General features: G+C 55.3%; 23 protein-coding genes. 16 read left to right on the forward strand and 7 right to left on the reverse strand.

The genetic code is table 11. From position 1 onward, the window contains the following. Positions 1–500: 500 nt before the first annotated feature. Positions 501–3,188 (forward strand): aconitate hydratase AcnA, encoded by a 2,688-nt coding sequence (gene acnA / locus TH4_RS02750; RefSeq protein ID WP_064779815.1) that lies wholly within the window; start codon positions 501–503, stop codon positions 3,186–3,188. A 216-nt stretch (positions 3,189–3,404) separates the two neighbouring features. Further along, positions 3,405–5,951, forward strand: a complete 2,547-nt coding sequence (locus TH4_RS02755) for an EAL domain-containing protein (RefSeq protein ID WP_083996951.1) — start codon at positions 3,405–3,407, stop codon at positions 5,949–5,951. Between the two features lie 79 nt (positions 5,952–6,030). Here the strand turns inward: TH4_RS02755 and TH4_RS02760 are convergent, their stop codons facing one another. Next, a complete protein-coding gene (locus TH4_RS02760; protein ID WP_064780021.1) occupies positions 6,031–7,371 on the reverse strand; it encodes a sodium-dependent transporter in 1,341 nt (446 codons plus the stop codon). Positions 7,372–7,650: 279 nt separating this feature from the next. On the opposite strand from TH4_RS02760, the gene TH4_RS02765 reads away from it, so the two are divergent. From TH4_RS02765 to TH4_RS02810, 10 genes are all read left to right on the forward strand, one after another. Beyond that, on the forward strand, positions 7,651–8,403 hold the full coding sequence (locus tag TH4_RS02765; RefSeq protein WP_245227687.1) for a DUF1223 domain-containing protein: 753 nt from the start codon (positions 7,651–7,653) through the stop codon (positions 8,401–8,403). Between the two features lie 139 nt (positions 8,404–8,542). Then, entirely contained in the window at positions 8,543–9,256 is a 714-nt protein-coding gene (gene ccmA / locus TH4_RS02770) for a heme ABC exporter ATP-binding protein CcmA (RefSeq protein WP_064779818.1), read from the forward strand. Continuing rightward, positions 9,253–9,918 carry a heme exporter protein CcmB gene (gene ccmB / locus TH4_RS02775; RefSeq protein WP_008889228.1) on the forward strand — a complete coding sequence of 222 codons (666 nt, stop codon included), beginning with the start codon at positions 9,253–9,255 and terminating at the stop codon, positions 9,916–9,918. The genes ccmA and ccmB overlap by 4 nt, the downstream gene beginning before the upstream one ends. A gap of 60 nt (positions 9,919–9,978) precedes the next feature. Further along, positions 9,979–10,767 (forward strand): heme ABC transporter permease, encoded by a 789-nt coding sequence (locus tag TH4_RS02780; RefSeq protein WP_064779819.1) that lies wholly within the window; start codon positions 9,979–9,981, stop codon positions 10,765–10,767. Further along, on the forward strand, positions 10,764–10,961 hold the full coding sequence (gene ccmD / locus TH4_RS02785) for a heme exporter protein CcmD (RefSeq protein ID WP_008889226.1): 198 nt from the start codon (positions 10,764–10,766) through the stop codon (positions 10,959–10,961). The genes TH4_RS02780 and ccmD overlap by 4 nt, the downstream gene beginning before the upstream one ends. A 13-nt stretch (positions 10,962–10,974) precedes the next feature. Beyond that, complete coding sequence (ccmE, locus tag TH4_RS02790) at positions 10,975–11,463, forward strand: cytochrome c maturation protein CcmE (RefSeq protein ID WP_083996953.1); 489 nt, start codon at positions 10,975–10,977, stop codon at positions 11,461–11,463. Between the two features lie 132 nt (positions 11,464–11,595). Further along, complete coding sequence (locus TH4_RS02795; RefSeq protein ID WP_064779821.1) at positions 11,596–13,665, forward strand: heme lyase CcmF/NrfE family subunit; 2,070 nt, start codon at positions 11,596–11,598, stop codon at positions 13,663–13,665. Next, positions 13,662–14,198: a DsbE family thiol:disulfide interchange protein gene (locus TH4_RS02800; RefSeq protein ID WP_064779822.1), complete on the forward strand. Its 537-nt coding sequence runs from the start codon at positions 13,662–13,664 to the stop codon at positions 14,196–14,198. The genes TH4_RS02795 and TH4_RS02800 overlap by 4 nt, the downstream gene beginning before the upstream one ends. Further along, on the forward strand, positions 14,195–14,695 hold the full coding sequence (locus TH4_RS02805) for a cytochrome c-type biogenesis protein (RefSeq protein ID WP_063088581.1): 501 nt from the start codon (positions 14,195–14,197) through the stop codon (positions 14,693–14,695). The genes TH4_RS02800 and TH4_RS02805 overlap by 4 nt, the downstream gene beginning before the upstream one ends. Before the next feature lie 46 nt (positions 14,696–14,741). After that, positions 14,742–15,458 carry a tetratricopeptide repeat protein gene (locus TH4_RS02810; RefSeq protein WP_064779823.1) on the forward strand — a complete coding sequence of 239 codons (717 nt, stop codon included), beginning with the start codon at positions 14,742–14,744 and terminating at the stop codon, positions 15,456–15,458. Positions 15,459–15,472: 14 nt separating this feature from the next. Here the strand turns inward: TH4_RS02810 and TH4_RS02815 are convergent, their stop codons facing one another. From TH4_RS02815 to TH4_RS02825, 3 genes are all read right to left on the reverse strand, one after another. Further along, positions 15,473–15,760: a hypothetical protein gene (locus tag TH4_RS02815; protein ID WP_064779824.1), complete on the reverse strand. Its 288-nt coding sequence runs from the start codon at positions 15,758–15,760 to the stop codon at positions 15,473–15,475. A 15-nt stretch (positions 15,761–15,775) separates the two neighbouring features. Further along, the gene (locus tag TH4_RS02820) at positions 15,776–17,629 is read right to left on the reverse strand and encodes a lytic transglycosylase domain-containing protein (RefSeq protein ID WP_064779825.1); all 1,854 of its coding nucleotides are present in this window, start codon (positions 17,627–17,629) and stop codon (positions 15,776–15,778) included. Between the two features lie 232 nt (positions 17,630–17,861). Next, the gene (locus tag TH4_RS02825; protein WP_064779826.1) at positions 17,862–18,752 is read right to left on the reverse strand and encodes a uracil-DNA glycosylase; all 891 of its coding nucleotides are present in this window, start codon (positions 18,750–18,752) and stop codon (positions 17,862–17,864) included. Positions 18,753–19,025: 273 nt separating this feature from the next. On the opposite strand from TH4_RS02825, the gene TH4_RS02830 reads away from it, so the two are divergent. After that, positions 19,026–20,663, forward strand: coding sequence for an electron transfer flavoprotein-ubiquinone oxidoreductase (locus TH4_RS02830; RefSeq protein ID WP_064779827.1), 1,638 nt, complete (start codon positions 19,026–19,028; stop codon positions 20,661–20,663). A gap of 87 nt (positions 20,664–20,750) precedes the next feature. Here TH4_RS02830 and TH4_RS02835 read toward each other — a convergent pair whose 3' ends face one another. Genes TH4_RS02835 through TH4_RS02845 form a run of 3 tightly spaced genes read right to left on the reverse strand, consistent with a single transcriptional unit; the run spans position 20,751 to position 23,415 of the window. Further along, the gene (locus TH4_RS02835; protein ID WP_064780022.1) at positions 20,751–22,286 is read right to left on the reverse strand and encodes an aldehyde dehydrogenase family protein; all 1,536 of its coding nucleotides are present in this window, start codon (positions 22,284–22,286) and stop codon (positions 20,751–20,753) included. A 2-nt stretch (positions 22,287–22,288) separates the two neighbouring features. After that, positions 22,289–23,209 carry an NAD(P)-dependent oxidoreductase gene (locus tag TH4_RS02840; protein ID WP_245227703.1) on the reverse strand — a complete coding sequence of 307 codons (921 nt, stop codon included), beginning with the start codon at positions 23,207–23,209 and terminating at the stop codon, positions 22,289–22,291. Further along, positions 23,206–23,415: a hypothetical protein gene (locus tag TH4_RS02845; protein WP_064779829.1), complete on the reverse strand. Its 210-nt coding sequence runs from the start codon at positions 23,413–23,415 to the stop codon at positions 23,206–23,208. Before TH4_RS02845 ends, TH4_RS02840 begins: the two co-directional genes overlap by 4 nt. Positions 23,416–23,429: 14 nt before the next feature. Between TH4_RS02845 and TH4_RS02850 the strand changes: the two genes are divergently transcribed. From TH4_RS02850 to TH4_RS02860, 3 genes are all read left to right on the forward strand, one after another. Beyond that, a complete protein-coding gene (locus tag TH4_RS02850; RefSeq protein ID WP_008889214.1) occupies positions 23,430–24,359 on the forward strand; it encodes a LysR family transcriptional regulator in 930 nt (309 codons plus the stop codon). A gap of 230 nt (positions 24,360–24,589) precedes the next feature. Further along, a complete protein-coding gene (locus TH4_RS02855; RefSeq protein WP_143588670.1) occupies positions 24,590–25,420 on the forward strand; it encodes a DUF3100 domain-containing protein in 831 nt (276 codons plus the stop codon). A gap of 2 nt (positions 25,421–25,422) precedes the next feature. Further along, positions 25,423–25,911, forward strand: coding sequence for a hypothetical protein (locus TH4_RS02860; RefSeq protein WP_064779830.1), 489 nt, complete (start codon positions 25,423–25,425; stop codon positions 25,909–25,911). The last annotated feature ends 88 nt before the right edge of the window (positions 25,912–25,999 follow it).

Here is a 25,999-nt window from a genome sequence, read left to right on the forward strand (position 1 = left end):
GGCACGCGAAAACACCGCAATGCAAAAATCTTTCGCAATCATGCACCGCACAATTCGCGCGCATTGGGAACATGCCGCTTTGCACGCAAATCCAAACCCGCCGCCCCGACTCTGGTGCGGAGTCGTCGTTCCAGGCGACCGGCCCCTGCGCCCCACGACGACATTCATTGCCGCGAATGCCGGCCGCTTTATAACCATGTCAGGAAAAAACAGACTCCGTGCTTTGCCCGTCCTATTGAAAGGCCAAAAGCCACGGCACATATCGTCTAAAGCCGTTTGACTGCTTGTTGGACTTTGCCAACATGCTGTGATCAACGGGTTTTCACCAATACCCCTTTTCGGGGTCTGGACTTTCAAAGGGAATTGTGGTGTAACCCCGTTGCACATAGATATGTAGCCGTGACCCGCGTCACGCAACACAGATAGCCCACCGCTCGGCGCTCCGACGGTCGGGGTGTCTTGTCACGACAAGCCCTTTTAACCACCTTGAGGAGGGTCTGATGTCCATTTGTGGCAAAGACAACCTGAAAACGCGCCGCACGCTGAAAGTCGGGGACAAGTCCGTCGACTATTACAGCCTCAAAGTTGCTTCCGAGAAATTCGGCGACGTTTCAAAACTTCCCTTCACGCTGAAAGTCGTTCTTGAGAACCTTCTGCGTTACGAAGACGATTTCACCGTTAAAACCGACGATGTCAAAGCTGTTGTTGACTGGCTCAAAGAGCGCAAAAGCAGCCACGAAATCAACTATCGTCCGGCCCGCGTTCTGATGCAGGACTTCACCGGCGTTCCCGCCGTTGTTGACCTTGCCGCGATGCGCGATGCTGTGGTGAAGATGGGCGGCGACGCCCAGAAGGTGAACCCGCTTTCACCGGTTGACCTCGTCATTGACCACTCGGTCATGATCGACTTCTTCGGCACCGACGACGCACTCGACAAGAACATGGAAGTCGAGTTCGAACGTAACGGTGAACGTTACGAGTTCCTGCGTTGGGGCCAGAACGCGTTTAACAACTTCCGCATTGTTCCGCCGGGGGCTGGTATCTGCCACCAGGTCAACGTCGAACATCTTGCAAAGGTCGTCTGGACCGGCAAGGACGAAGACGGCAAAACCGTTGCCTATCCGGACACGCTGGTCGGTACCGACTCTCACACCACCATGGTGAACGGTCTTGCTGTTCTCGGTTGGGGTGTTGGCGGTCTGGAAGCCGAAGCAGCAATGCTTGGTCAGCCGATCTCGATGCTGATCCCGGAAGTTGTCGGCTTCAAGCTGACCGGTTCCATGAAAGAAGGCATTACCGCAACTGACCTTGTTCTGCGCGTCGTTCAGATGCTGCGTGAAAAAGGCGTTGTTGGCAAATTCGTCGAATTCTATGGCGATGCGCTTGACCACATGAGCCTTCCGGATCGTGCGACCATCGGTAACATGGCACCGGAATATGGTGCGACCTGTGGCTTCTTCCCGATCGATGACGAAACGCTCAACTACATGCGTTCGACCGGCCGTGACGAAGACCAGATTGCACTGGTCGAAGCATATGCCAAAGAACAGGGCATGTGGCGTGACCCGGCACATGAAGCCGAATACACCGCAACGCTTGAACTTGACATCTCGACCGTCGAGCCGGCCCTTTCGGGTCCGAAGCGTCCGCAGGACCGTGTTCTGCTGAAAGATGCCGTTTCGAGCTTCACCAAGACCTTTGCCGACATGGCACCGGGTGTTGATGCGGATCGTTCTGTTCCAGTTTCGAATGAAAACTTCGAAATGAAGGACGGTAACGTCGTCATCGCCGCCATCACCTCTTGCACCAATACCTCGAACCCGAGCGTTTTGATCGCAGCAGGTCTTCTGGCGAAAAAAGCTGTCGAACTCGGCCTTCAGAGCAAGCCGTGGGTGAAAACCTCGCTTGCACCGGGTTCGCTGGTTGTTGCCGACTACCTCGAAAAAGCAGGCCTTCAGGATTACCTGGATCAGCTTGGCTTTAACGTGGCCGGTTTCGGTTGCACCACGTGTATCGGTAACTCCGGTCCGCTGGCGGCACCGATTATCGACGCGATCGATGGTAACGACATGCTCGTCACCGCCGTTCTGTCGGGTAACCGTAACTTCGAAGGCCGTATTAGCCCGCAGGTCAAGGCAAACTACCTTGCCTCCCCGCCGCTGGTTGTTGCCTATGCGCTTGCCGGTAACCTGAAGATCGATCTGAACAAAGATCCGATTGGCAAGGACAAGAACGGTAAAGACGTCTTCATGAAAGACATCTGGCCGACCAACAAAGAGATCGCTGACACCATCGCGTCCTCGATCTCGGCGTCCATGTACAAAGATCGTTACGACAACATCTTTGCCGGTCCGAAACCGTGGCAGGAAATCGAAGTCACCGAAGGCGAGACCTTCGCGTGGGATGGCAAGTCCACCTACGTTCAGAACCCGCCTTACTTCGTCGACATGGCGAAAGAGCCGGGTGACTTCTCTGAAGTTCATGGCGCACGTCCGCTCCTGATCCTGGGTGACTCTGTCACCACCGACCACATTTCCCCGGCCGGTTCGATCAAGGAAGAAAGTCCGGCAGGTGAATACCTCAAGGCGCACGGCGTTGCTGTTCGTGACTTCAACTCCTATGGCGCACGTCGTGGTAACCACGAAGTCATGATGCGCGGTACCTTTGCCAACATTCGTATCCGTAACGAAATGGCACCGGGCACCGAAGGTGGTGTTTCGGTTCATTATCCGTCGGGCGAACAGGGCTGGGTCTATGACGTTGCAATGCGTTATCAGGCCGAAGGCACCCCGCTGGTTGTCATCGCTGGTAAGGAATACGGCACCGGTTCTTCGCGTGACTGGGCAGCCAAAGGCACCAACCTGCTTGGCGTCAAAGCTGTGATCGCGGAAAGCTTCGAGCGTATCCACCGTACCAACCTGGTCTGCATGGGCGTTCTGCCGTTGCAGTTCAAGAACGGCGAAGGTCGTGCGACCTACAAGCTGGACGGTTCGGAAACCTTTGATGTCCTTGGCATCGGTGATGGCATCAACCCGCTTCAGGACGTCACGGTTCGCATCACGCGCAAAGATGGCAGCACCGAGGAAATCGTTGTTACCTGCCGTATCGATACCGAGAACGAAGTTCTCTACTACCAGAACGGCGGCATCCTGCAGTTCGTTCTGCGTAACATGATGAAAGCTGCCTGATTTCAATCTGAAATCTTTGGCTTACACATTGACACCCCACCGGTTTTCCGGTGGGGTGTTCTTGTTTGTAACGAATTTTACTGGGCGACGTTCAATTGAACGCTACTGACTTGATCCAGAACAATTCTCAAGTACGCCGAACCTGCTAGGAATGGCGCCTTCGTCTCACCCTTAAGAATAAAACCGAAAAAGATCAGTCGAACAGAGCAAACGCGCATGATACGCCCCACATCCTCCGATGGACGCCCGTTTGGTCTGACGGTCGGCACACTTTCCCCCGGAACAGTTTTAAGCTGTACACCGCAAACGTCCCTCGGCGACGCCACGGCCAAAATGCGCAAGGCCAACAGCAGCTCCGTCATTATTGTGGTGGACAACAAGCCTGTGGGAATTCTGACCGAACACGATTTGCTATCGTTGCCACCGTCAACCTCGGCCGCCCTTTCTGAACCGGTTTCAACGCGTATGTCCCAACCGGTACATACAATTTCGGTCCATGCCACCCCGCAATCGGCAATCGTGCGCATGCGCGATCGTGGCGTGCGCCATCTTGTCACCATTGATGCGGATGGCTGCCTTGTAGGGATCATCAGTCAGACCGACCTCATCCGTCATGTCGGTGACAAAAAGCCGTTCATTGCCAACGATGTTGCCGATGCGGTTCGCCAATCCACCGTGTTTGCCCACAAGGACATTCGGGTCTGGGAACTGCGTCAGCGCATGCATTCCGAAAAATGCGACAGCGCGATCATTTCCGGTTTCCCGAACGACCAACCGGCAGAACTGCAAACCGGCATTATCACCGAACGTGATATCTTGCGCCATCTGGCAGAAGAACATGAAAACTTGACTGCAGGTGACATCGCCACCCGCCCGGTAACCTTCATTCGTCAGGACATGAACCTTGATGACGCGCGCAGAATGATGATGCGCGACAATTTCCGTCATCTTGTGGTTCATAACCACAACGGCGAAACCATCGGGGTTTTGTCCTTTGCCGATCTGCTTGAATTTATCGAGCAGGATTACCTGATCCATCTAAGCAGTCTGGCCGAAGACAGTGGCAGCGAAATTAGCAAGGCACGCCAATCCCTGGCCCTTGCCAACAAGCTGATCGAAAATTCCCCGGACTGTGTGATGATCTGCAATGCGCAGTCCGAGATCGAGGCCGTCAATCCGGCCTTCACGCGCGTCACCGGCTATCAGGCCGAAGAAGTGATCGGCAAGACACCGGCGATTTTGAAGTCGGGACGCCAGAACAAGGCTTTCTATGCCAAGCTCTGGGCGGATTTAGCGCGCACGGGAAAATGGGAAGGCGAAATCTGGAACCGACGCAAGTCGGGCGAGATTTATGCCGAATGGCTTTCGATCATGGCGGTCCGCGATGGCGAAGGCACAATCACCCACTATGCTTCGATCTTCACCGACATCAGCGGGCGTGAAAAAAACCGCGAAGATGTCCTGCGGATTGCCTTTACCGATGAGTTGACCGGCATGCCAAACCGCCGCCGGTTTTCGGAGCTTTTGTCGCTTCATATCGGTCGCGCCCGCCGGGTCGGACGCCCGCTGACGGTTGCCATGCTCGATATCGACAACTTCCAGCGCGTCAACAATGCCCTTGGTCATAATATCGGGGACGATGTGCTGGTCGAAGTATCACGCCGCATCAGCCGTGAACTTGGTCAGGATGCTGTCATCGCCCGTATCGGTGCTGACGAATTCGCCGCTATCCTGCCAAATGTGAACACCGAACAGGAAGCCGTCGGGATCGCAGAAAGTCTTCTGATGCGCCTTGGCGAAGCCCATCTGACCCGAAAGGGGGAAGACGTCTATCTTTCGGCCAGTATTGGCATTGCGTCCTTCCCCGAAGATGCCAATGACACCAGCAACATCATTCGCTGTGCCGAACTGGCAATGGTTCAGGCCAAGGAACAGGGACGCAACCGGGTAGGGCTTTATAGCGTCAATCTGCACAGTCAAAAGGGGGCGGATCTTGCCCTTGAAACCGCCTTGCGCCGCGCGATCGACAATGAGGAACTCCATCTTGTCTATCAGCCGCAATTTGATGCGAAAACCGGCGAAATTGCGGGGGTCGAGGCATTGCTGCGCTGGACGATGGCCGATGGCAAAACCATTCCGCCCTCGACCTTCGTCCCGATTGCCGAGGAAATGGGTGTAATCGGCGAATTGGGCCGCTGGGTCATCCGCACCGCCTGCAAGCAACTGGTCGCCTGGCGTCAGGAAGGCTTACATAACCTGCGCCTTGCGGTGAATGTGTCAGTTCAGCAGTTCTATGGATCGATGGATTTTGCCGAACAGCTTCGCGCCATCATCGTTGACAAGGGGGTGGCTGCCGACCGGTTGGAAATCGAAGTCACCGAAAGCCTGTTCATGCGCAATATCGACGATATGCGGAGCAAATTACAGCGCCTGCGTGATCTTGGCGTGCGCATCGCGCTTGATGATTTCGGGACCGGCTTTTCAAGCCTGAGTTATCTGCGCACATTGCCCTTTGATGTGATCAAACTTGATCGCAGTTTTGTCTGGGACATTGAAGACGGCCCGGATGGTGAAACCTTGCCAATTACGATCATCAACATGGCGCGCAACCTTGGTAAAACCTGCGTTGCCGAAGGCGTCGAAAACCAGCATCAGCTGGACGTTCTGCGCAAGGCCGGATGTGACCTGATCCAGGGGTATCTGCTGGGTCAACCGATGAGCGCAGAATCTGTTTCCAAGCTTGCCAAGGAAAACGCCCTGTAAAATAAGCGCAATTTCCAAACGACAAAAAAGGGCGGGGAAATTCCCCGCCCTTTCGCATATGCCTATCAGCAAGCCTGACTTAGAAAACGCCAAGACCTTTAAGCAGGATGAAGGCAATCGCCAGCGGTGCGACGAACTTGACGATCAAGCCCCACGCACCGATCCATACCGGTACAATTCCGTTATGTGCTGAGATTTCTTCCTGGGCCTTGCCCCAAACGATCCAGCCCACAAACAACGAAATCAACAAGCCGCCAATCGGCAACAGCAGGCTTGAGCTGACGAAGTCCATCAGGTCAAAGAAGTTCTTGCCCCACAGGATTTCGACATCGGCCATAACCCCCATCGAAAGCGACGACGGAATGCCAAGCAGGAAGATCACGAAACCAAGAACCACTGCCGCCGTTTTGCGATTGATCCCACGATCGTCGACGAAATAGGCAACAACCACTTCAAGGATCGAAACAGCAGAGGTCAAAGCCGCAATCGCCAACAGCAGGAAGAACAGGAAGGCAAAGAACGAACCAAACGGCATCTGGGCGAACACAGCTGGCAGCGTGATAAAGGTAAGGCCCGGACCGGCACTCGGATCAAAGCCGAAGGCAAACACCGCCGGAAGAACCAGAAGACCAGCCAGAACAGCAACAGCCGAGTCCAGCAGGGTGACCCAACCGGCAGAGCCCGGAAGGTTTTCTTTCTTCGCAAGGTAAGAGCCATAAGTGATCATTGCCCCCATCCCCAGCGACAACGAGAAGAAGGCCTGCGACAGCGCATCAGAAACCGTTGCCCAGGTCACTTTCGAAAAGTCCGGCGACAGCAGGAAGGCCACACCTTCCATGCCCCCCGGAAGCGTAACCGAACGCACGATCAGAACGATCAAAAGCGCAAACAGTGCGGGCATCAGGATTTTCGATGCACGCTCGATACCGGCACCAACACCGGAAAGCACGACAAAAATGGTCAGTGCCATGAAGATCGCGTGGAAAATCAACGGCGAGGTCGTATCACTGATGAAGCTGCCAAAGATATCGCCAAGGGCTGCCGGATCTTCGATCGAAAGCGCCCCGGTGACGGCCTTGATCATGTAGGACAGCGTCCAGCCGGCAACGACTGAATAAAACGACAAAATCATGAAGGCGGCCGCAACGCCAAACAAACCAACGATCGGCCAAAGCCCACCTTTAAGTTTGGCAAATGCGCCAATCGCGTTCTTTTCCGACATACGGCCGATCACAAATTCGGCCAGCATCACCGAAATACCGATGGTAAAGACCAGCGCAAGATAGATCACCAAGAATGCGCCACCGCCATTCTCGCCAGCCATATACGGGAACTTCCAGATGTTCCCCAGTCCAACAGCCGACCCGGCGGCCGCCAGAATAAATCCAAGGCGTGAGCCCCAGTGTTCGCGTTTCATCATTCGCTTGCAAACCTCGTATTGGACCGATCTTGCCAGATTAAGCTCCCACCAGCAGATCAGTTCCGCATTTTTCATTTAACGCAAAGGTCGTTTGTTCCTTTGCAATGGACAGCTCCCTAGAACTGGTTCCGATTGGTCCGCAGCTCATAGCATCAATCTTTGGAAATCTCCTTTCAAAGATCCACGCAAACGCGCAAATATCTTCCACTTTACACCTACTGCTGATTTCAAGGCCTTGTGATTGGTCGGTGATGGTAGTTTTCAGGCATGATCAATGTCATGAAAAACCCTCGCCCCCTTTTAAGTGCGCTTGCACTGTTGCTCATGACCGTATCTTCACCCGCAAGGGCTGCTGAAAGTTCTTTGCCGCGCGCGGTCGTAGAACTTTACACATCCCAAGGATGCAACTCCTGCCCGCCCGCCGATCAGGTTCTGCATGATCTGGCAGATCAGCATGATGATCTGCTGTTGCTGTCCTATCACGTTGATTACTGGAACTACCTTGGTTGGGAAGATCCGTTCTCCGACGCCCGATATAGCGAACGTCAACGCGACTATGCCAATCGCATGCGCGAACGTTACGTCTATACCCCGCAGGTCATCATCAATGGCGATCACGTGGTACGCGCCACCGCCAGACAACAGATCGAAACCACCAGCACCACGGTTGCCCCGTTACGCGATCTTGCAGATATCCATCTAGGCACCATTGATCACACGCTTCCGGCAAAGGGCACTGTTTCCTTGCACGGTGTTGGCAACCCAAACCCGGGGCAGATTTCGCAGATCTGGTTGATCGGCTTTGATCGCGAACATCAGCGCGATGTGCTTTCGGGCGAAAACGCCGGCAAACGACTGGTGAATGCCAATGTCGTGCGCGACATGATCAGCCTTGGCCAATGGGATGGCAGCAGTCAGCAGAAAATCCCGTTTGCCATGAAAGCCGCCTATGACGGGGGGATCGCCGTCTTGATCCAGAACGGGCGTGGCGGCCCGATCATCGGTGCATCCATGGTCCGTTTCGGCAACTGATTCCCTGTTTGATCGTGAGTTTGGATTGATTTGAAACAATGCCAACCAGTCGATTGTCGGTTATTGCATGAATAATCGGCTGTAACGCGTTATATCATGACGTGTTACAGAATGAATTTCAGACAATCTAACGGGTTATATGGCTGATTTTAGCGGTTCTGATCTGACCTGCCTTCGCGGCGAAAGACTGGTATTTGGCGGCCTGTCCTTTTCGGCCAAGTCCGGTGATGCCGTGATGCTTCGTGGTCGAAATGGTGCCGGGAAATCAAGCCTTTTGCGCCTGATGGCAGGCCTTGTGGCACCGCGTTCTGGCGATCTTCGCTGGAACGGTGAAAACATCGCAGAGGATCGCACCGCCCATCACGCGCGCACCCATTATCTGGGCCATCAGGATGCGATCAAACCGGTTCTGACGGTACGCGACAATCTGCGTTTATGGGGCCAGTTGCGCGGCGTGCGTGATCTTGAACCTGCAATTGACCGGGCGTTAACAGCCCTTCAAATCCATCATCTGGCACGGGTCACCGGTCGATACCTTTCAAGCGGCCAGAAACGGCGCACCGCCCTTGCCCGCGTTCTGATCGGGCACAGCGATCTTTGGTTACTCGATGAACCAACCGTCGGGCTGGATCGCGAAAGCTGTGCCGAGCTGGCCCAACTGATCACCGAATTTCGTGGCCGTGGTGGCATTGTCGTCTATTCAACCCATATCGATCTTGATGTCGAAAGCCCGACCATTCTCGATCTTGATGATTTTGCCATCCCGATGGTCGAATGGCTGGCCGAACAGGACGAACTCGAAGACATGGCCCCGACAAAGCGCGCAGCATCATCGCAGGAGGCCGCGCAATGAACGGTTTTCTGGCCATTCTGCAACGCGATCTGCGCTTGGCCCTGCGCCAGGGTGCGGATTCCGTGATGGTCGTGGCGTTCTTTATTGTTACCACCACGCTGTTCCCGTTCGGTGTCGGGCCGGAGGTCAATATTCTGGCACGTATCGCATCGGGAGTGATCTGGGTCTCGGCCCTGCTGGCAGCCATGCTGTCACTCGAACGCGTGTTTCAGGCCGATTACGAAGACGGCACACTTGAACTTTTAACACTATCGCCGGTGTCACTCGAACTTCTGATCTTGGGCAAGGTGCTTGCCCATTGGCTGACGACCGGGCTTCCGTTGATCATTGCAGCACCGCTGATGGCCGTGATGCTCAATATGGATCAGGACGGTTTTGTCACTTTAATGATCGCCATGCTGCTTGGGACACCGGCACTCAGCCTGATCGGGGCAATTGGCGCAGCACTCATACTTGGCGCGCGACGTGGCGGAGTTCTTGTATCACTTCTAGTTTTACCACTATATATTCCGGTACTGATATTCGGGGCCGGTGCAGTTGAGGCCGCCCTGCTTGGAATTTCGGCGACCGCGCAATTACAGATCATGGCCGCCATCCTGCTTTTGACATTGGCAGCCGCACCCTTTGCCACCGCCCATGCCGTACGCCAGGCCATGGAATAGAACAACTAGACGACGAGACGGGATGACCCTTTGCGGATTTCCGCACCAAGGATAAGAAAAATGCATCGCTTTGCTAAACCAAGTGTGTTTTTGAAATTTACAGCCCCGATCCTGCCGTGGCTGTCGGCTCTGACCGTGATCCTGATCGCGGCCGGCCTTTATTTTTCCCTGATCGGATCGCCGGTTGATTACCAGCAAGGCCACACCGTGCGGATCATGTATATCCATGTTCCGGCCGCATGGATGGGCCTGTTTTGCTATGTCGGCATGGCGATTTGCGGCGCGATGAGCCTGATCTGGAAACACCCGTTGGCCGATATCTGCGCGCGCGCCACTGCACCGGTTGGCGCGACCTTTACCGCCCTTTGCCTGATTACCGGGTCGCTGTGGGGCGAACCGATGTGGGGCACCTGGTGGGTATGGGATGCGCGTCTGACATCGATGCTGATCCTGTTGTTCCTGTATCTCGGTTACATGGCGCTGGTGAATGCCTTTGACGATCCGGAACGCGGATCAAAGGCCGGATCGGCGCTGGCCCTGGTCGGGGCGGTCAATGTGCCAATTGTCAAATTCTCGGTCGACTGGTGGAATACACTGCATCAGCCGGCCTCGATCGTGCGCATGGATGGCCCGGCCGTAGATCCAAGCATGCAATTGCCGCTTGCCCTGATGATCCTTGGTTTCACCTGCTATTACTTCGTTGTTCTGATCTTGAGGGTCCGACTGGAACTGAACGAACGACGCATTCGCGCCCTGCATCTGTCAGGCATGTTTGAAGATCCCGAAACCCCGACATCGGCAAAGGAACAAGCCTATGAAGCGGGTCACAATGCGGGGGCCAAGCAATGAGTGAATTCTTCTCAATGGGCGGCTATGGCGGCTATATCTGGGCAAGTTACGGCGTCACCGCCCTTGCCATGATTGTTTTGCTGATTGCAACGCTACGCGGCTTACGCAGCAGCCGGATCGAACGCGAACAGCTTGAAGCGGTTTTGCAATCACGGCGCCCCCGCCGAACCAAAAAGACCCAACAGGCATCCTGAACGGAGAACGACTGTGTCACTTTCCCGCGCAAAAATCCGTAAACGCCAACGCATGTATGTCATCGTGGCCATCTTGCTCGCGGTTGGCAGTGCTGCGGCCCTGATGCTGACCGCATTTGAAGATTCTGTGGTGTTCTTCTTCAGCCCAACCGAAATAGCCGAAAAATCACCGATTGACCCCGATCAGCGTTTGCGGATTGGCGGGCTTGTGGTTGAAGGGTCGGTTGCAAAACAGGATGATGGGCAAACCATTGCCTTCGTCGTTACCGACATGGCCGAAAGTGTGCCGGTTTCCTATCGCGGGATTTTGCCTGATCTGTTTCGCGAAGGTCAGGGTGTCGTCGCCGAAGGCCATATGAACAGCGACGGCACCTTTGTCGCATCCGAAGTTCTGGCCAAGCATGATGAAAACTACATGCCGCCTGAAGTCGCCGAATCGCTTAAGAAAAGCGGCTATTGGGAAGAAATCGAAGCCAAGAACGCCGAACAAATGCGCAATTAAGCCACATTCTGCCGCCATAAAGCCCGACCATACGCGCAAGAAAAACATAGCCGCGACCATTGCCCCTTGATCTGTACCCGACCGATCGGGCAATAGGGCGCAGGGGAACTATTGGGGAAGTCATAGACGCACATGTTTGCAGAGTTAGGACATTTTGCCCTGCTGCTGATGGTGGTCACGGGAATTGGACAGGCGGTTCTGTTCAGCCCGCTTTGGCTACGTGCATCGTTGCGCATGCTCTCCCCGCAACGGGCTTCTGCCACACCGGCAGGCAGCCCAGCCTTTTCCGATGACGATGATAATGACGGTACTTTCGGGCAGACTACGGTAAAACCGACCAGCCTGTTTCTGCTGCCTGGCGTCATTCTGTTACTTGGCCTTCTGGCTGAGGGGGCGTTGCTTAATGCCTTTATCGTCAGTGACTTCACCCTGCCCATCGTATCGAACGTCAGTCATTCATCGACCCCATTGCTTTATCGCATTGGGGCGGCCTTTACCCCCGATGGCGGGGCCATGCTGCTGTGGCTTCTGGCCCTTTCACTGGTCAATCTTCTGATTGCGATCCAACTGCGCAGTTCAGTGGCCATCTGTACGGATCGCTTTGCCCGCAATGCCCTTTCCGTTCTTGGCGCATTGATCACAATTCTTGGTGTCGTGACACTGATTGATGCCGACCCGTTCCTGCGCGTCACTGTTGCGCCGCTTGATGGTCGGGGGATGAACCCGCAAAGCCAGGACCTTCTTAAAGTCCTGCGCGAACCGTTCCTTTATCTTGGTCTGGCGGGCCTTGCCGGTATCTTTGCCATGACACTGGCCGGTTTGCTTGACCGCAAGATTGACCGCCGGTTTGCCGAAACCATGCGATCCTGGACCATCATATCCTGGGTCTGCCTTGGCACCGCGATTGCGATCAATGCCTATCGCTCCTACAGCGAACAAGCATGGGGTGGCTGGTGGTACTGGGACACGGCGGAAAACAGCCTTCTCTTGCCATGGTTGCTGGCAACCGCCCTTTTGCATTGCCGGGCCGTTCTGGAAAAAACCGAAACCCTACGCGCCTGGACAGCCTTTCTGGGCATCACAACGCTTGCGGTGGGATGGTTCGGGGTCTACCTGACCCGATCAGATCTGTTTGCGCCCCTGCCCGAAACACAGCTTCTGCCGATTGACAGTACCGGACTTCTGGTCGCGTTTTGTCTGGTGTTTGCCGTCGCCTATTACCTGTTTTGGCGCTCTGTCGATCAGATGGGCGATGGTCGCGGTTTTGATGTCATTTCGCGCGAAAGTGCGATGTTCCTCAACAGCGTCATGCTGTCGCTGGTTGCTGCCGTCGTGCTGATCGGAACGATTTATCCACTGGTTTTGCAATGGATTACGGGCGACCCGATCACGGTAGGTGCGCCGTTCTATGTCAAAGCTCTGATCCCGATTGTTCTGCCCTTGCTGTTTCTGATGGCCTTTGCCCCGGCTCTGCGCTGGCGACAAGATGAAGTCTGGATGATCGGGCGGCGCATGAAGCTTGCAGCCATCCTGTCGCTCATCACGGTGCTGTTCGTTTCCATCCGCTTTATCGACCTGTCCCCCGCACCACTGATCGGTATCGGTCTTGCCGGTTGGGTTCTGACCGCGTCGCTAAGTGATCTGTGGGCGCGGCTTTGGCGTCATCCTGAATATGGCGAAAGCAAATATCGCAATCTGCAACTTCTGGGTCCGCGCTATATCAGCATGACCCTTTCCCATATCGGCCTTGCAATCCTGATTGCCGGTGGATCGGCCAGCAGCATCTGGGAAGAACAGGTTGTTGTCTCTGCCCGTGCCGGACAAAGTATTCAGGCAGGTCCCTATAACCTGCAATATGAAGGTGTCTCACTTCTGGCTGGTGAAAACTATGCCACCCGTCAGGCGACCTTTATCCTGTATCGGCACTCCCTGCCTGTCACCGAACTTTTCCCTGAAATTCGCTATTACCCGATCCGTGGCGTTGAAACCCGTGAAGCCGATATCTGGCATGGTCGCGATGGCGATCTGCATGTCTCGATCGGTGACCGTGATGATGATGGCGGCCGGGTGGTAACGGTTCATTATTTGCCCATGATGCCCTGGGTCTGGGGCGGCATGTTATTGATGTTGATCGGTGGATGTTTCAGCATCCTCACGCGCGTAATCCTGCGCTTCAAGAAGACTGGAGTTCCCGCTTCATGAGATTTTCGATCGCTGTCATTCCGCTGGTTTTGTTTGCCGCACTGGCCGGGGTGTTCTTGTTAAACATCGACAAGGATGCATCGGTTGTGCCATCGGTCCTGATCGATAAACCGGCACCGGAATTCTCGCTGCCGCCACTGCCAGGCCGGGACAAGGGCCTGTCGCGTGCTGATCTGACCAAGGGCGAGGTATCGGTTCTGAACGTCTTTGCAAGCTGGTGCGTTCCATGTCGCGCAGAACATCCGCTGATCAAACGCCTGTCACGCGAAGCCGACGTTCCGGTCTATGGCCTGAATTACAAGGAAAAGGATCCCGAGGACGGCGTGAAATGGTTGGCCGAACTTGGCGATCCCTATACCGCTGTCGGCATGGATCTGTCGGGCCGGACCGGCATTGATTTTGGCGTCTATGGCGTGCCGGAAACCTTCATCATCGATGGTACTGGCCAAATCAGATACAAGCATGTCGGGCCTGTTACGGTCGAAGTCCTTGAAAAGGTCCTGCTGCCGAAAATCGCGGAGTTAAAGGGATGATAAGCCGCTTTAAACTTGTTTTTGGCGCACTTGCCATTCTGGTTCCGGTCATTGCATCGAACCCGGCATTTGCGGTCAACCCCGATGAAATGCTGTCCAACCCGGTTCTGGAAGAACGCGCGCGCGAAATCAGCAAGGAACTGCGCTGCCTTGTCTGTCAGAATCAGTCGATTGATGATTCTGATGCCGAACTGGCGCGTGATCTGCGCGTGCTGGTGCGTGAACGCCTCGTTGCCGGCGACGATAATGAAGAGGTCATTGACTATATCGTTGCGCGCTATGGCGACTATGTCCTTTTGAACCCGCCGTTAAAACCGGAAACCTATATTCTGTGGGCAAGCCCGGCTGTTCTGGTGGTGCTGGCGTTGCTGGCGGTCTTTGCGTTCTATCGCCGCAAGCAGCGCGAAGGTTCCCCGGCATCTGCATCCCTGTCAAAAGACGAACAGGACCGTCTGGACGAACTTCTTGGCACTTCAAATGATGACGGCAAGTCCTGATGAAACGTGATCGCCTGACATATCGTCAACCGGTCGGAGGTTTCGCGTGATCTGGGTTGGCTTGACGGTTCTGGCAGTTCTGGCGGGTTCTGCACTCTATGCAAGCCTGCCGAAATCCGACGGGCACGGATCTCGTGCGCGCCGTTTGACGTTTGCCGCACTCCCGGTCATCGCGGCACTGGGTCTTTATGCGATCATTGGCAGTCCGATGCTGCCATCACGCCCCTATGCAGACCGTGCCGGTGAACGCAACCTGGCCGCCGCCGCGGCCGTTGCCGATAACGCCACCGACCCGGATTTCAAAACCGATCAACAGATCAGGCGCTTGCTTAATCAGATTGTCGTCTCGCTTGAGGTAAACCCGCGCAATCTTCAAGGCTGGGTCGCCTTGGCGCGTGGATCGCTGCGCCTTGGCAATATTGAACGGGCCGTTGCCGCCTTTGCGCAGGCCTACGCCCTTTCGGGTCACAATCCGTTGCTTGCCATCGAATATGCCGATACCCGCATCACCGCGCAGGATGGTCAGATCGACAGTACATCACGCGATCTTGTGCTTCATGCCCTTGGGCAAATGCCCAACCATCTGTTGGCACGCTACTATTACGGCATGATGCTGAAACAAAATGGCAAATCCGATCAGGCGCTTCGCGTGCTTAGCGACCTTTATCGCGACCTTCCCAAGGACGACCCGCTCGGCAATGCCACCGAAAGCGAAATCAAGGCCCTGCAATCCAGTGCAGATGCCGTGATCAGCGCGGATTAGTCCGGATAGCTGCATCAAGCCGCGAACAGATAAAGCACCCCGAGCAACACCGCGACAATCAGAACCAATGTCCCGCCAAGGGCCATCAACTTGATGATCGGATGAAGATTATCAAGTTCGCCCGGCTGCGGCGCATTCCCGACGCCATTTGCCGATGATTGCCCCTCGTTAAACCGTCGCAAAGCTTCTTCGCCGCTCATGGGCGGCATCTTGATACGATCAAGGACCGTCCCCTGATCCGGGCGACGGTCCTTGTCATGTGATGGGTGCTTTTGCGGGGTGTCGCCGTTACTGGCTGTCATCGCAGATGAGTGTGCTTAACGCTGGGCCGTCAGTCCGCGATCATTTTCCTGATCCTGCGGCTGATAGGTTGGCCATTCACCGGCGGCCAGAAGATCAAGCGACGGCGTTTCCTGACCAAACCGCGAACGATACATCCAAAGGTTTGCCATCACGCGTTCGATGAACAGTCGGGTTTCGCGCGATGGAATGCTTTCGATGAAATACAGCGGATCGACATTGTCCTTAAGCGCCTTCTGCCAACGGCCAAGATTGCCAATGCCACCGTTATAGGCTGCCATCAACTGCAAGAAGCCGTTATCAACGCCATTCTGTTCAAGCAGGTGATCAACGTATTTCTGCCCCAGCGACAGGTTGATTTCCGGCTGATACAGCTCGGCACGCTTTTCACCCCGGTAACGGGTATTGCCGATATAGCTTGCGGTTGCCGGCATCAGTTGCATCAAGCCACGCGCACCGGCATGACTGCGGGCGTCGGTATTGAAACCTGATTCCTGACGCATGAAGGCATAAATCACCGCCCGGTCAACTTCGTAACCACCTTCCGGCTCCCATGGCGGAACCGGATAAAGCGCGTTTACAAACACATCACCGGTCTTCTGGGCGATGTAGCTGCCAAGGCGCATGGTAAGCGATGCAAAGTTGGCGGTATCGGTCAGCGCCAAAACAGCACGGCGCAGCGAATCATCATCTTTTGCCGCGGCCTTGCGCAATTCACGTTCTGCTTCATCGCGCTGCCCGATCTGCAACAGCGAAAGCGCACGACGCCCATGCGGATCAAGCTTCAGCTTGTTGGCACGGTTTTCATCAAGTTCCAGGCTGTCCCAGTCGAAGACATCATCACGGCCAAGTGCGCGCATCGCCAACTGACCATAGAACGAGCGCGGATATTCCGCCGCGCGGTTCAACATGGCATCGGCCTCTTCGAACCGGCCAGCGGCCAGATCAATACGCCCTGCCCAGAACGCACCGGCGGTCCGGGTCCAGCTGGATGCATATTTGTTGGTGCTCAGCGCTGCGAAATGGGCGTGCGATTCATCCATCTTGCCCAGACGCCACGCGGTCAGACCCGCCGTCCAATGTGCCTGCGGCAGGTACTTGCCCGAACGCTTTGCCGCTTCACCGGCATATTTCAACGCAAGGTCCGGTTTGCCAAAGTAATAGTAACCTGATGCAATTGCCGCCTTGGCGTGGTCCTGCTCATAGGCATCAAAAAGACGCTGCGCCTCGTCACTTTCAAGAACTTCCAGCGCGCCGGTCGGCCAGCCACTGCCGATGCGATGGCGGATGCGACTTTTCAGGGTCGCGACGCGCGAACGTTGCTTGGACGACAGCTTCTTGGATGACTTGTGATAATAGGGCGTGATGTTCTCGTAATCATAACCGGCACCCGAAACATAGCTGCCCACAGGCTTTTTCGGATAATTGGCCGATCCGCGACGTGTCAGCGCAAGTTTATAGATGCGCGGTGCCTGCGGATGATCGGCATAACTGGCAAGCCAGTCTTTCAGTTCCTTGTAACGCGAACGGTAGGCCGTCGGATGCAGATAACGCTGCGCCATCACGTGCCCCATCAGGACATCATCAGACAGGCGCGAAATCAGGCGGTCGGCATCTTGCCAACGGCCCTGTTCCTGAACGGCAAAAATCTGTTCGTAAAGTTCGGCGTCACGTTCGGAAAGTGGCTTGGGGATTACGGTCGAAAGCGCGTCATCCAGAACCGGGCTGCCAAGGGCTGCCTGTTCCTGCGTGCTGGCAACAGCAGGTGACGTGGCCCCCATGACGGTCATGGTGCCAAGAAACGCGAAGAATAGGCCCTGCCTTAAGGTGCTTTTGACACCCGGCAGGCGTGTTCTTATTGCTTCGATCAAAATTAGTTTCCCCAACGAGACTTGTTTTCAAGCCGCGTGTTTATCCCGAAGCAGTTTGGTCTCGCAACCCGTTGCCTGTGGTGTTCCCCCTCGTGCAACGGCGTCCCTTATAGCAGCAAATGGCCAAACCGCGAAATCATTTATCTGGAATCAAGCACTTGGCCCACACCAGATTACGCACCCCGAACGCATGCATATCTCCCATGCATACAGTCAGTTTATCGCCAATTCCTTAAAGCTTTTGTGCGATCGCGCGCAAATCACGCCAGGCAAGGCGTTTCTGTTCCGGCGTGCGCAGAAGATAAGCCGGATGGAACATCGCAGTCAGGTCGGCCTTTTTGCCATCGGCAAAGGCAACTTCCTTCCATGTGCCGCGCAAACGCGTGATCCCGCGATCTTCTTCCATCAGGGTTTTGGCCGAACTGCCGCCAAGACACACCACAACCTTGGGCCCGATCAATTCAAGATGGCGGCGCACAAACGGTTCACATACTGCAACTTCGGCTGTGGTCGGCTGGCGGTTTCCCGGTGGCCGCCATGGCAGGATATTGGTTATGTAAACTTCTTCACGCGCCAGGCCGATGGATCGCAACATGGCATCAAGCAACTTGCCACTTGGCCCGACAAACGGCAGTCCCTGACGGTCCTCCTCTGCACCGGGCGCTTCGCCGACCAGCACCAGCTTGGCCTCGACACTGCCGGTGCCAAAAACGGTATTGCTGGCGGACTTCTTAAGAGCACAGCCTTCAAACTTTTCAATCGCCGCCTTGAGTTCCTCAAGACTGTTTGCCGCGGCCGCCGCATCACGTGCGGACTGGCGTGCCTCATGCGGCGTGTCAGACAATAAAAACCCACCATCCGCGCCAGCGGGCATTGGTGCCGGGCCGGTGCCAGCTGCCTGTGCCGGACGGGCCGACGCCCCTGCCGGACGCTGCGGGTTGGTGCCCGCATTCGCGCCAAAGCCCGGCCGGTTCGCCGCGTTCTGACGCAGGCTTTCGGACGCCTTGAAACGGTCAAGCGGCTCGTCGGCGATGGCCTCGTCCGCGCCCATTTCAAATTGCCAGACAAGGGCCTCGAACGGGTCGAGATTATTTACATCAAAGTCTGTAATTGGTTTGCTCATCTACACTAAGGCGATGTATGTTGCACCGCGAACGGGATCGCAGCTGTTGCTTGGGACGACCTTATACGATTTTGGGTCCTTTGTGCCAGAGTACAAACGCGACACCGTTCGTGACTATGGATTGTCAACTGATCCCATGATCGGTATAGCTGTATTCATAGAGAATTATGAGAGAATTCAGGGCTTGGGCGAGACTCTGAACGGTGAATACCGGCTCACGGCCAACGAACGGAAACAGTTCGATACGGTCGCCAGCCAAAGGAGAGAGGCCAAATGGAACGGGAATCCATGGAATTTGACGTGGTCGTTGTTGGCGCCGGTGTATCCGGTCTGTCAGCGGCCATCAAGCTGATGCAACTCGCCCAGGAACAGGAAAAAGAAATCACCGTCTGTGTGGTTGAAAAAGGTTCCGAGGTCGGCGCACACACCCTTTCAGGTGCCGTGATGGAGCCACGCTCGATCAACGAACTTTTCCCGGACTGGAAAGAACGCGGCGCACCGCTGAACGTGCCGGCTGGCGAAGACCAGTTCATGATGCTGAGCGAAACTGGCGCTAAAAAGCTGCCGACCCCGCCGCAAATGCACAATAAAGGCAACTATATCGTCAGCCTTGGCAATGTTTGCCGCTGGCTTGGCGAACAGGCCGAGGCCCTTGGTGTTGAAGTTTATCCGGGCTTTGCCGCCGCCGAAGTTCTGTTTAACGAAGACGGATCGGTCAAGGGTATCGCCACGGGTGATATGGGCCTGCAACGTGATGGCACGCCGGGCCCGAACCATGAACCGGGTATGGAACTGCATGCCAAATACACCTTCTTTGCCGAAGGGTGCCGTGGTTCGCTGTCCGAACAGTTGATCAAGAAATTTGATCTGCGCAAAAATTCCGATCCGCAAACCTATGGCATCGGCATCAAGGAGCTTTGGGAAGTTGACCCCGAAGTCCACAAGGAAGGCCTGATTCAGCACACCGTTGGCTGGCCGCTTGATAAGGACACCTATGGCGGATCGTTCCTGTATCACCTTGATAACAATCAGGTGGTTGTTGGTTTCGTGATTGGTCTTGATTACGAAAACCCGCATCTCAGCCCGTTTGATGAATTCCAGCGTTTCAAGACGCATCCAGAAATCCGCAAGATCTTCGAAAACGGTCGTCGCATCTCGTACGGTGCACGTGCACTGAACGAAGGCGGTTTCCAGTCGATCCCAGATCTTGTTTTCCCGGGTGGCTGCCTGATCGGCTGTTCGGCCGGTTTCATGAACGTGCCGAAGATCAAGGGTTCGCACACCGCGATGAAGACCGGCATGCTCGCCGCCGAGGCCGCGTTTGAGGCCCTGACTGCGGATGAAGTTCCGGCAAAGATGGAAAGCTACCCGCAGCGCCTTAAAGACAGCTGGGTCTATCCGGAACTGCACAAGGTGCGTAACATCCGACCGAGCTTCGCCAAGTGGGGCTTCTGGGGTGGCATGGCCTACAGTGCGGTTGATACCTATCTGTTCGGCGGCAAGGCACCATGGACCTTCAAAAACCATGCGGATCATGCCTGCCTGAAGCCAGCAGCAGAAATGCCAAAGATCGACTATCCGAAACCGGATGGGAAAATCAGCTTCGACAAGCTATCATCGGTCTTCCTGTCGAACACCAATCACAGCGAAGATCAGCCGATCCACCTGACGCTGAAAGATGCAAGTGTTCCGGTCAACACCAACCTTGCCGTCTATGACGGGCCAGAGGCACGTTTCTGCCCGGCCGGTGTCTATGAATTCGTCGAAGACGAAGACAATGGTGACAAGCGCCTGCAGATCAACGCGCAGAACTGCGTGCATTGCAAAACCTGTGACATCAAGGACCCGACCCAGAACATCGTCTGGGTCGTGCCCGAAGGTGGCGGCGGCCCTAACTACCCGAATATGTAAGCCTTTTTGGCTTTCCTCATACAAATAAGGGCCGCTTTTTGCGGCCCTTATTATTTAGTCTGATGATTTGATCACTTGATCATTTGATCATTCCGGCGCATAGCCAAAAGCAACCGGCGGATTTGCTGCGGTTTCGGTCCAGACACTTTTGGGCTGCATATATTCCATCAAGCCTTCCTTGCCGCTGGATCGGCCATAGCCACTATGTGCAAATCCGCCAAATGGCGACATGACATTGATGGTCTTATAGCTGTTAATCCAGAACGTCCCGGCCCGCACGTTCGCAGCCACCCGGTGCGCGCGGTCCACCGCACCGGTCCACACCGCACCGGCCAGGCCAAATTTGCTGTCATTGGCGATGGCAATGGCTTCGGCCTCGTCATCAAATGGGATGACAGAAACAACCGGTCCAAAGATTTCGTCACGCGCAATCGACATATCGTTGCGGACATTGCCAAGAACCGTCGGACGCAAGAAATACCCATCGGCACAAGCCCCCCCATCCGGGCGGGCACCACCTGCAAGAATTTCGGCCCCTTCGGCACGCCCCGCCGCGATCAGGCGATTTACCGTCTGATACTGGGCATCATTGTTGATCGGGCCAATCTGGGTTGCGGTATCAAGCGGATCGCCCACAGGAATATGATTGGCACCCGTAACCAGCATTTCCTGGAACTGATCCAACACGGAACGCTGGACCAACAGGCGCGAACCGGCAACACAGCTTTGCCCGGCTCCGCTAAAGATCGCTGCCTGCGCGCCAGTCAAGGCCCGCTTAAGATCGGCATCTTCGAACACGATGTTTGCCGATTTCCCACCAAGCTCAAGAACACACGGCACGATATTCTGGGCGGCTTGGGCCGCGATAACAGAACCGGTTTTGGGGGATCCGACGAAGACGACCTTACGGGTGGCATCGTGGGTTGTCGCCGCAACACCCGTGGTATGGCCCAATCCTGCCAGTACCGAAATAACACCATCAGGCAAACCTGCCTTTTTCGACAGAACACCAAGCGCAACAGAGGTCAGCGGCGTCATTTCCGAAGGTTTAAGAACCGCCGCATTGCCCGCACACAAGGCCGGGGCCAACTGCCAACCGGCCGTGAAGATCGGCGCGTTCCAGGGCGTTACTTGCGTAACAACGCCATATGGCTCGGGACGGGTATAGTTCAGATGGCTGGTCGGGACCGGGATCACATCGCCATGAAGCTTGTCTGCCCAACCGGCATAATATTCAAACATCTCGGCGACTTTAAGCACCTCGACCCGCGTATCACGGATCGGCTTACCGGCAGAAACGCATTCCAGAAGTGCCAGCTGTTCAAGATGATCGCGGACCTGGGCACCGATTTTCCAGAGAATACGACCACGTTCCGCCGCCGTCATCGCCCACCAGACACGCTGTCCGGCAACCGCCGCCTTCATAGCCGCATCCACGACATCGCCACCAGCATCCTTGAAGGTCAAAAACGCCTTGCCGGTTGCAGGATCGATCAATTCGATATCAACGCCTTCGCCCGGCATGATCGCACCATTGACCCAACTGCCAACAACACCATCGGCAAAGAACGGTGCCATGGCCTTGGCATAGTCACGAGTCATCAGTTTATCTGCGCTGCTCATTTTCACTCTCCTGCCTTGGCGGTGTTGGTGCTCGCGGTCAATTCGGTGATGCGATTGAAATCCATGTCATCGGAAAGCGCCGCTGCGCTGTCCTGCCAAATCTGTCCCGCCAGTTGACTGACCGGAAGCGCCACGTCCTTTTGCGATGCCAAATCCATGGCAAGGCGCATGTCCTTGCGCATCAACCCCATGGTAAAGCCACTGTCAAACTGCCCGGAAAGAACCCATTTCGGATAATTGACTTCGCTAACAGCGCTGCGCCCTGAACCGGCATTAAGTGCGGAGATCAGGTAGTTGGTATCCACCCCGGCCGCCTTGCCCAGTGCGACTGCTTCGCGCATGGTCAAAAGATGGGTCGCAACAAGCATGTTGTTGATAATCTTGACGGCGTGACCGGCACCCACCGGGCCAACATGGGTAATCTTGCCACCCAGAACTGAAAGGATCGGCATCGCCTTGGCAAAACCGGCATCATCGCCGCCAACCATCATGGTCAGTTGCCCACTATTGGCACCAGCGGGGCCACCACTGACGGGCGCATCAATCAGGACATGACCGATCACACGCAAAGCCGCGTCAAGTTCACGGGTCACATCGGGTTCAGACGTTGTCGTATCAATGATCAGGCGCGGCGCAAGATCACAAGACGCAAGGCCATTATCCCCGGTCAGAACGGTTTGCACGTGGCGTGCTGTCGGCAAGGAAAGAATGATGGTCTCACAGGCGCTAAAAAGTTCCTGTTGGGTGGCAACGATGGTCACACCATCGCGCGCAGCATCCGCCTGGCGTTCGACGGAAAGGTCAAACCCGGTTACAGCGTGGCCCTCGCGCAAAAGTGTGCGCGCCATACCAAGTCCCATATTTCCAAGCCCAATGACCCCGACGGTTCCGGTGTCATTCGTGTGTGTGGGTGTTTGTGTCACGATTGCTGCCTCTTTGCTGCTTTGGGGTCGTTACGCGCTGTATCAAAGGTGACAATCTTCGCCTTTGACCGCTCTTTTCCGCCCTTTTCTGTTTTGATTTCCTGATCAACTTCCGGCGGAAGCACCGCTGTTTCAAGATCAATTGCCGGAACATGTTGTTGCCGAAACAGCAACAGATATGCTCTGATTACGACATCGCCCCACAATTCGAAGCCCCGATATGAAGATCGATGACAAACCTCTCCGTTATTTTTTGGCTGTTTTCGAAGCCGGCTCGATCCGGACTGCTGCCGAGAACTTGCGCATTGCCCCCTCGGCGATCAGTCGACAGATCTCAAGCCTTGAGGCCCATCTGAATACGCTTTTGATGGAACGCACCAAACGCGGGATCATCTTTACCGAAACGGGACATATGGTTGCGGCACATGCACGCAAGCGCATCGAAATCGACGAAGCATTTGCGGTTGATCTTGCCGCAGCCCGTGGCGCCATTGCCGGGACGGTGCGCATCGCAACCGGGGAGGGCTTTGTTGTCGACCTTGTTAATCACGTGATCCGCCCTCTGCGCGACGAGTTCCCCGATATTCGGCTTGAAGTCGATGTTGCCGGAACCGAGAAGATCACCCATGGCATTCTGCGCGATGACTATGATCTGGGGCTGGTTTTCAACCCGCCGCGCACGCCAGAGCTTGAATTACTTGCAGAAAACCATAGCCCTCTTTGCGTGCTGGTCCCGCCGGAATTTGCCCTTGCCTCCAAGCAAAGCTGCAAACTGAATGAAACGCTGAATTATCCGGCCGCCTTGCTGGATCAGAATTTCGGAGTGTCCAAACTTTTGGCAAATGCCGATCCGGGAAATCGCGTTGCGCGGGATGCTTTTCTGACTGCCGATTCGATCAATGTTGCCATTCACTTTGTCCTGTCGGGGGGCGGTATTACCTATCTGCCCGCCTTTGCGGTATCACGACAACTACGCAGAGGAGAAGTCGTCGCCATCCCGATGACAGATCCCTTCCTGGCGCGTGTTCCTTCACACTTGCTGGTGCGCAAGGAGCGCCCCAAAACCGCCGCAGTGCGGGCTGTTACAGGCATGATCCGGGATCGGATGGAGGCATTTGGCTCCGCCTGGTATCCCGAAGAACATGAATAACCTTGCGTGACGTGTTGCCATTTCGGCAACAGAAGCATCCCAAAATGGCACTTGCCCATGAATCAGCATGTTCCCATTCTCGGTCGGAAATTCCGGATCTAAAAATGGCAAAACGATGAATTTTGCGTCGCCGGATTTTACAGGGATGACAAGGCGCGTTTGGTTTCCCGCAACAATGGGAATGGTGTCCTTGCGTCGTAAACGCCACTGTCTGTCAAGGAGACTGGGAAATGAATGCGCTTCGGGGACAAATGGGGCTATGGAAGCTCCATTTAGCCGTTATCATCATTGGGGCAATCGCCGAGCTGATCGGCATTCGCAAAATTCCGTTGGGAATTGGGGCAATTCTTCTGTTGCCGCTGCTTTATGCCTTTATCATGGCTGCCCTTATGAATCCGAATGTCATGCCGAAATTTGGCAAGTTCATCGGTGAAAAAGAAGTCAAGGCGGCCTCACCGCTGATCGTCATTGCGATCATGCCGTTCATCGCCAAATTCGGAACCACCATCGGCCCGGCAATCGAAACCATCATCGAAGCGGGTCCTGCGCTGTTGCTGCAGGAACTTGGGAACCTTGGCACGATTGTGCTGGCATTCCCGCTTGCGGTTTGGGGCCTGAAGATGGGCCGTGAGGCCATTGGAGCGACCTTCTCGATCGCACGTGAACCGAACCTTGCCATCATCGCCGACCGTTACACGCTTAAAAGCCCGGAAGGTGCGGGTGTCATGGGCGTTTATGTGATCGGTACGCTGTTCGGGACCTTCATTTTCGCCATTCTGGCGTCGCTGTTTGCCAGCATTGATGTTTTTGATCCGCGCGCACTTGCAATGGCATGCGGGATCGGCAGCGGATCAATGATGGCGGCCTGCACTGGTGCGCTGACCGAAGTTGTCCCGACCATGAAGGACGAAATCCTTGCACTTGCCGGGGCGAGCAACCTTTTGACCTATGCAACAGGTCTTTATGCCGGACTGTTTATTGCTCTTCCGATCGTTGAAAAACTCTATAACGCGACGGCTGGTAAGCGTGACCTTGCCGCTGCTGACAACAAGGGGGCTTGATCATGTCTGATAGCGTTGTTGCAAAAGAAACCACCCGCCCGAAAATTGATCTTGTCGATCATGCCATCGTCCTGATCATTGTCTGCCTTGTCGGACTGGTGATGAACACAGTCGGACCGGCGATTCCTTTGATGGACGGATTTATGGGCATGATCGTGATCTATTTGATCTCGATGGCTGGCCTTATCCTGACCCGCTTTGCGCCGTTCTATCTGCCAAGCGTTGCATGGATTTCATTGGTTGGCATTGTCGCGACCCTGCCCTGGACCCCGGGTTCGGAATGGATTGTCGCACAGGCCAAATCGGTTAACTTCCTGGCCCTTGCAACCCCGGCGCTTGCCTATGCCGGCTTTGCGATTGCCAAAAAGGAAATCGAAGTTGCCAAACATTCCGGCTGGAAACTCGCACTGGTTGCCTGCCTTGTCTTCCTTGGCACCTATGCCGGTTCGGTTCTTGTTGCCGAAGCGATCCTGAAACTTCAGGGTATCTGATCACATCGCGGAACCGGGACCATCTGAAATATGGTGATCCCGGTGTTAAGTTACCGGGTTCACGCCCGCACATATCATCCAAAATCGA

Origin of the sequence: Thalassospira tepidiphila MCCC 1A03514, from assembly GCF_001662875.1 — a bacterium.
Lineage (GTDB): Bacteria > Pseudomonadota > Alphaproteobacteria > Rhodospirillales > Thalassospiraceae > Thalassospira > Thalassospira tepidiphila.

Coding starts and splice junctions, on each gene's coding strand:
- acnA (WP_064779815.1), top strand. CDS start 501: ATGTCCATTTGTGGCAAAGACAACCTGAAAACGCGCCGCACGCTGAAA.
- TH4_RS02755 (WP_083996951.1), top strand. CDS start 3,405: ATGATACGCCCCACATCCTCCGATGGACGCCCGTTTGGTCTGACGGTC.
- TH4_RS02760 (WP_064780021.1), bottom strand. CDS start 7,371: ATGATGAAACGCGAACACTGGGGCTCACGCCTTGGATTTATTCTGGCG.
- TH4_RS02765 (WP_245227687.1), top strand. CDS start 7,651: ATGAAAAACCCTCGCCCCCTTTTAAGTGCGCTTGCACTGTTGCTCATG.
- ccmA (WP_064779818.1), top strand. CDS start 8,543: ATGGCTGATTTTAGCGGTTCTGATCTGACCTGCCTTCGCGGCGAAAGA.
- ccmB (WP_008889228.1), top strand. CDS start 9,253: ATGAACGGTTTTCTGGCCATTCTGCAACGCGATCTGCGCTTGGCCCTG.
- TH4_RS02780 (WP_064779819.1), top strand. CDS start 9,979: ATGCATCGCTTTGCTAAACCAAGTGTGTTTTTGAAATTTACAGCCCCG.
- ccmD (WP_008889226.1), top strand. CDS start 10,764: ATGAGTGAATTCTTCTCAATGGGCGGCTATGGCGGCTATATCTGGGCA.
- TH4_RS02795 (WP_064779821.1), top strand. CDS start 11,596: ATGTTTGCAGAGTTAGGACATTTTGCCCTGCTGCTGATGGTGGTCACG.
- TH4_RS02800 (WP_064779822.1), top strand. CDS start 13,662: ATGAGATTTTCGATCGCTGTCATTCCGCTGGTTTTGTTTGCCGCACTG.
- TH4_RS02805 (WP_063088581.1), top strand. CDS start 14,195: ATGATAAGCCGCTTTAAACTTGTTTTTGGCGCACTTGCCATTCTGGTT.
- TH4_RS02815 (WP_064779824.1), bottom strand. CDS start 15,760: ATGACAGCCAGTAACGGCGACACCCCGCAAAAGCACCCATCACATGAC.
- TH4_RS02825 (WP_064779826.1), bottom strand. CDS start 18,752: ATGAGCAAACCAATTACAGACTTTGATGTAAATAATCTCGACCCGTTC.
- TH4_RS02830 (WP_064779827.1), top strand. CDS start 19,026: ATGGAACGGGAATCCATGGAATTTGACGTGGTCGTTGTTGGCGCCGGT.
- TH4_RS02835 (WP_064780022.1), bottom strand. CDS start 22,286: ATGAGCAGCGCAGATAAACTGATGACTCGTGACTATGCCAAGGCCATG.
- TH4_RS02850 (WP_008889214.1), top strand. CDS start 23,430: ATGAAGATCGATGACAAACCTCTCCGTTATTTTTTGGCTGTTTTCGAA.
- TH4_RS02855 (WP_143588670.1), top strand. CDS start 24,590: ATGAATGCGCTTCGGGGACAAATGGGGCTATGGAAGCTCCATTTAGCC.
- TH4_RS02860 (WP_064779830.1), top strand. CDS start 25,423: ATGTCTGATAGCGTTGTTGCAAAAGAAACCACCCGCCCGAAAATTGAT.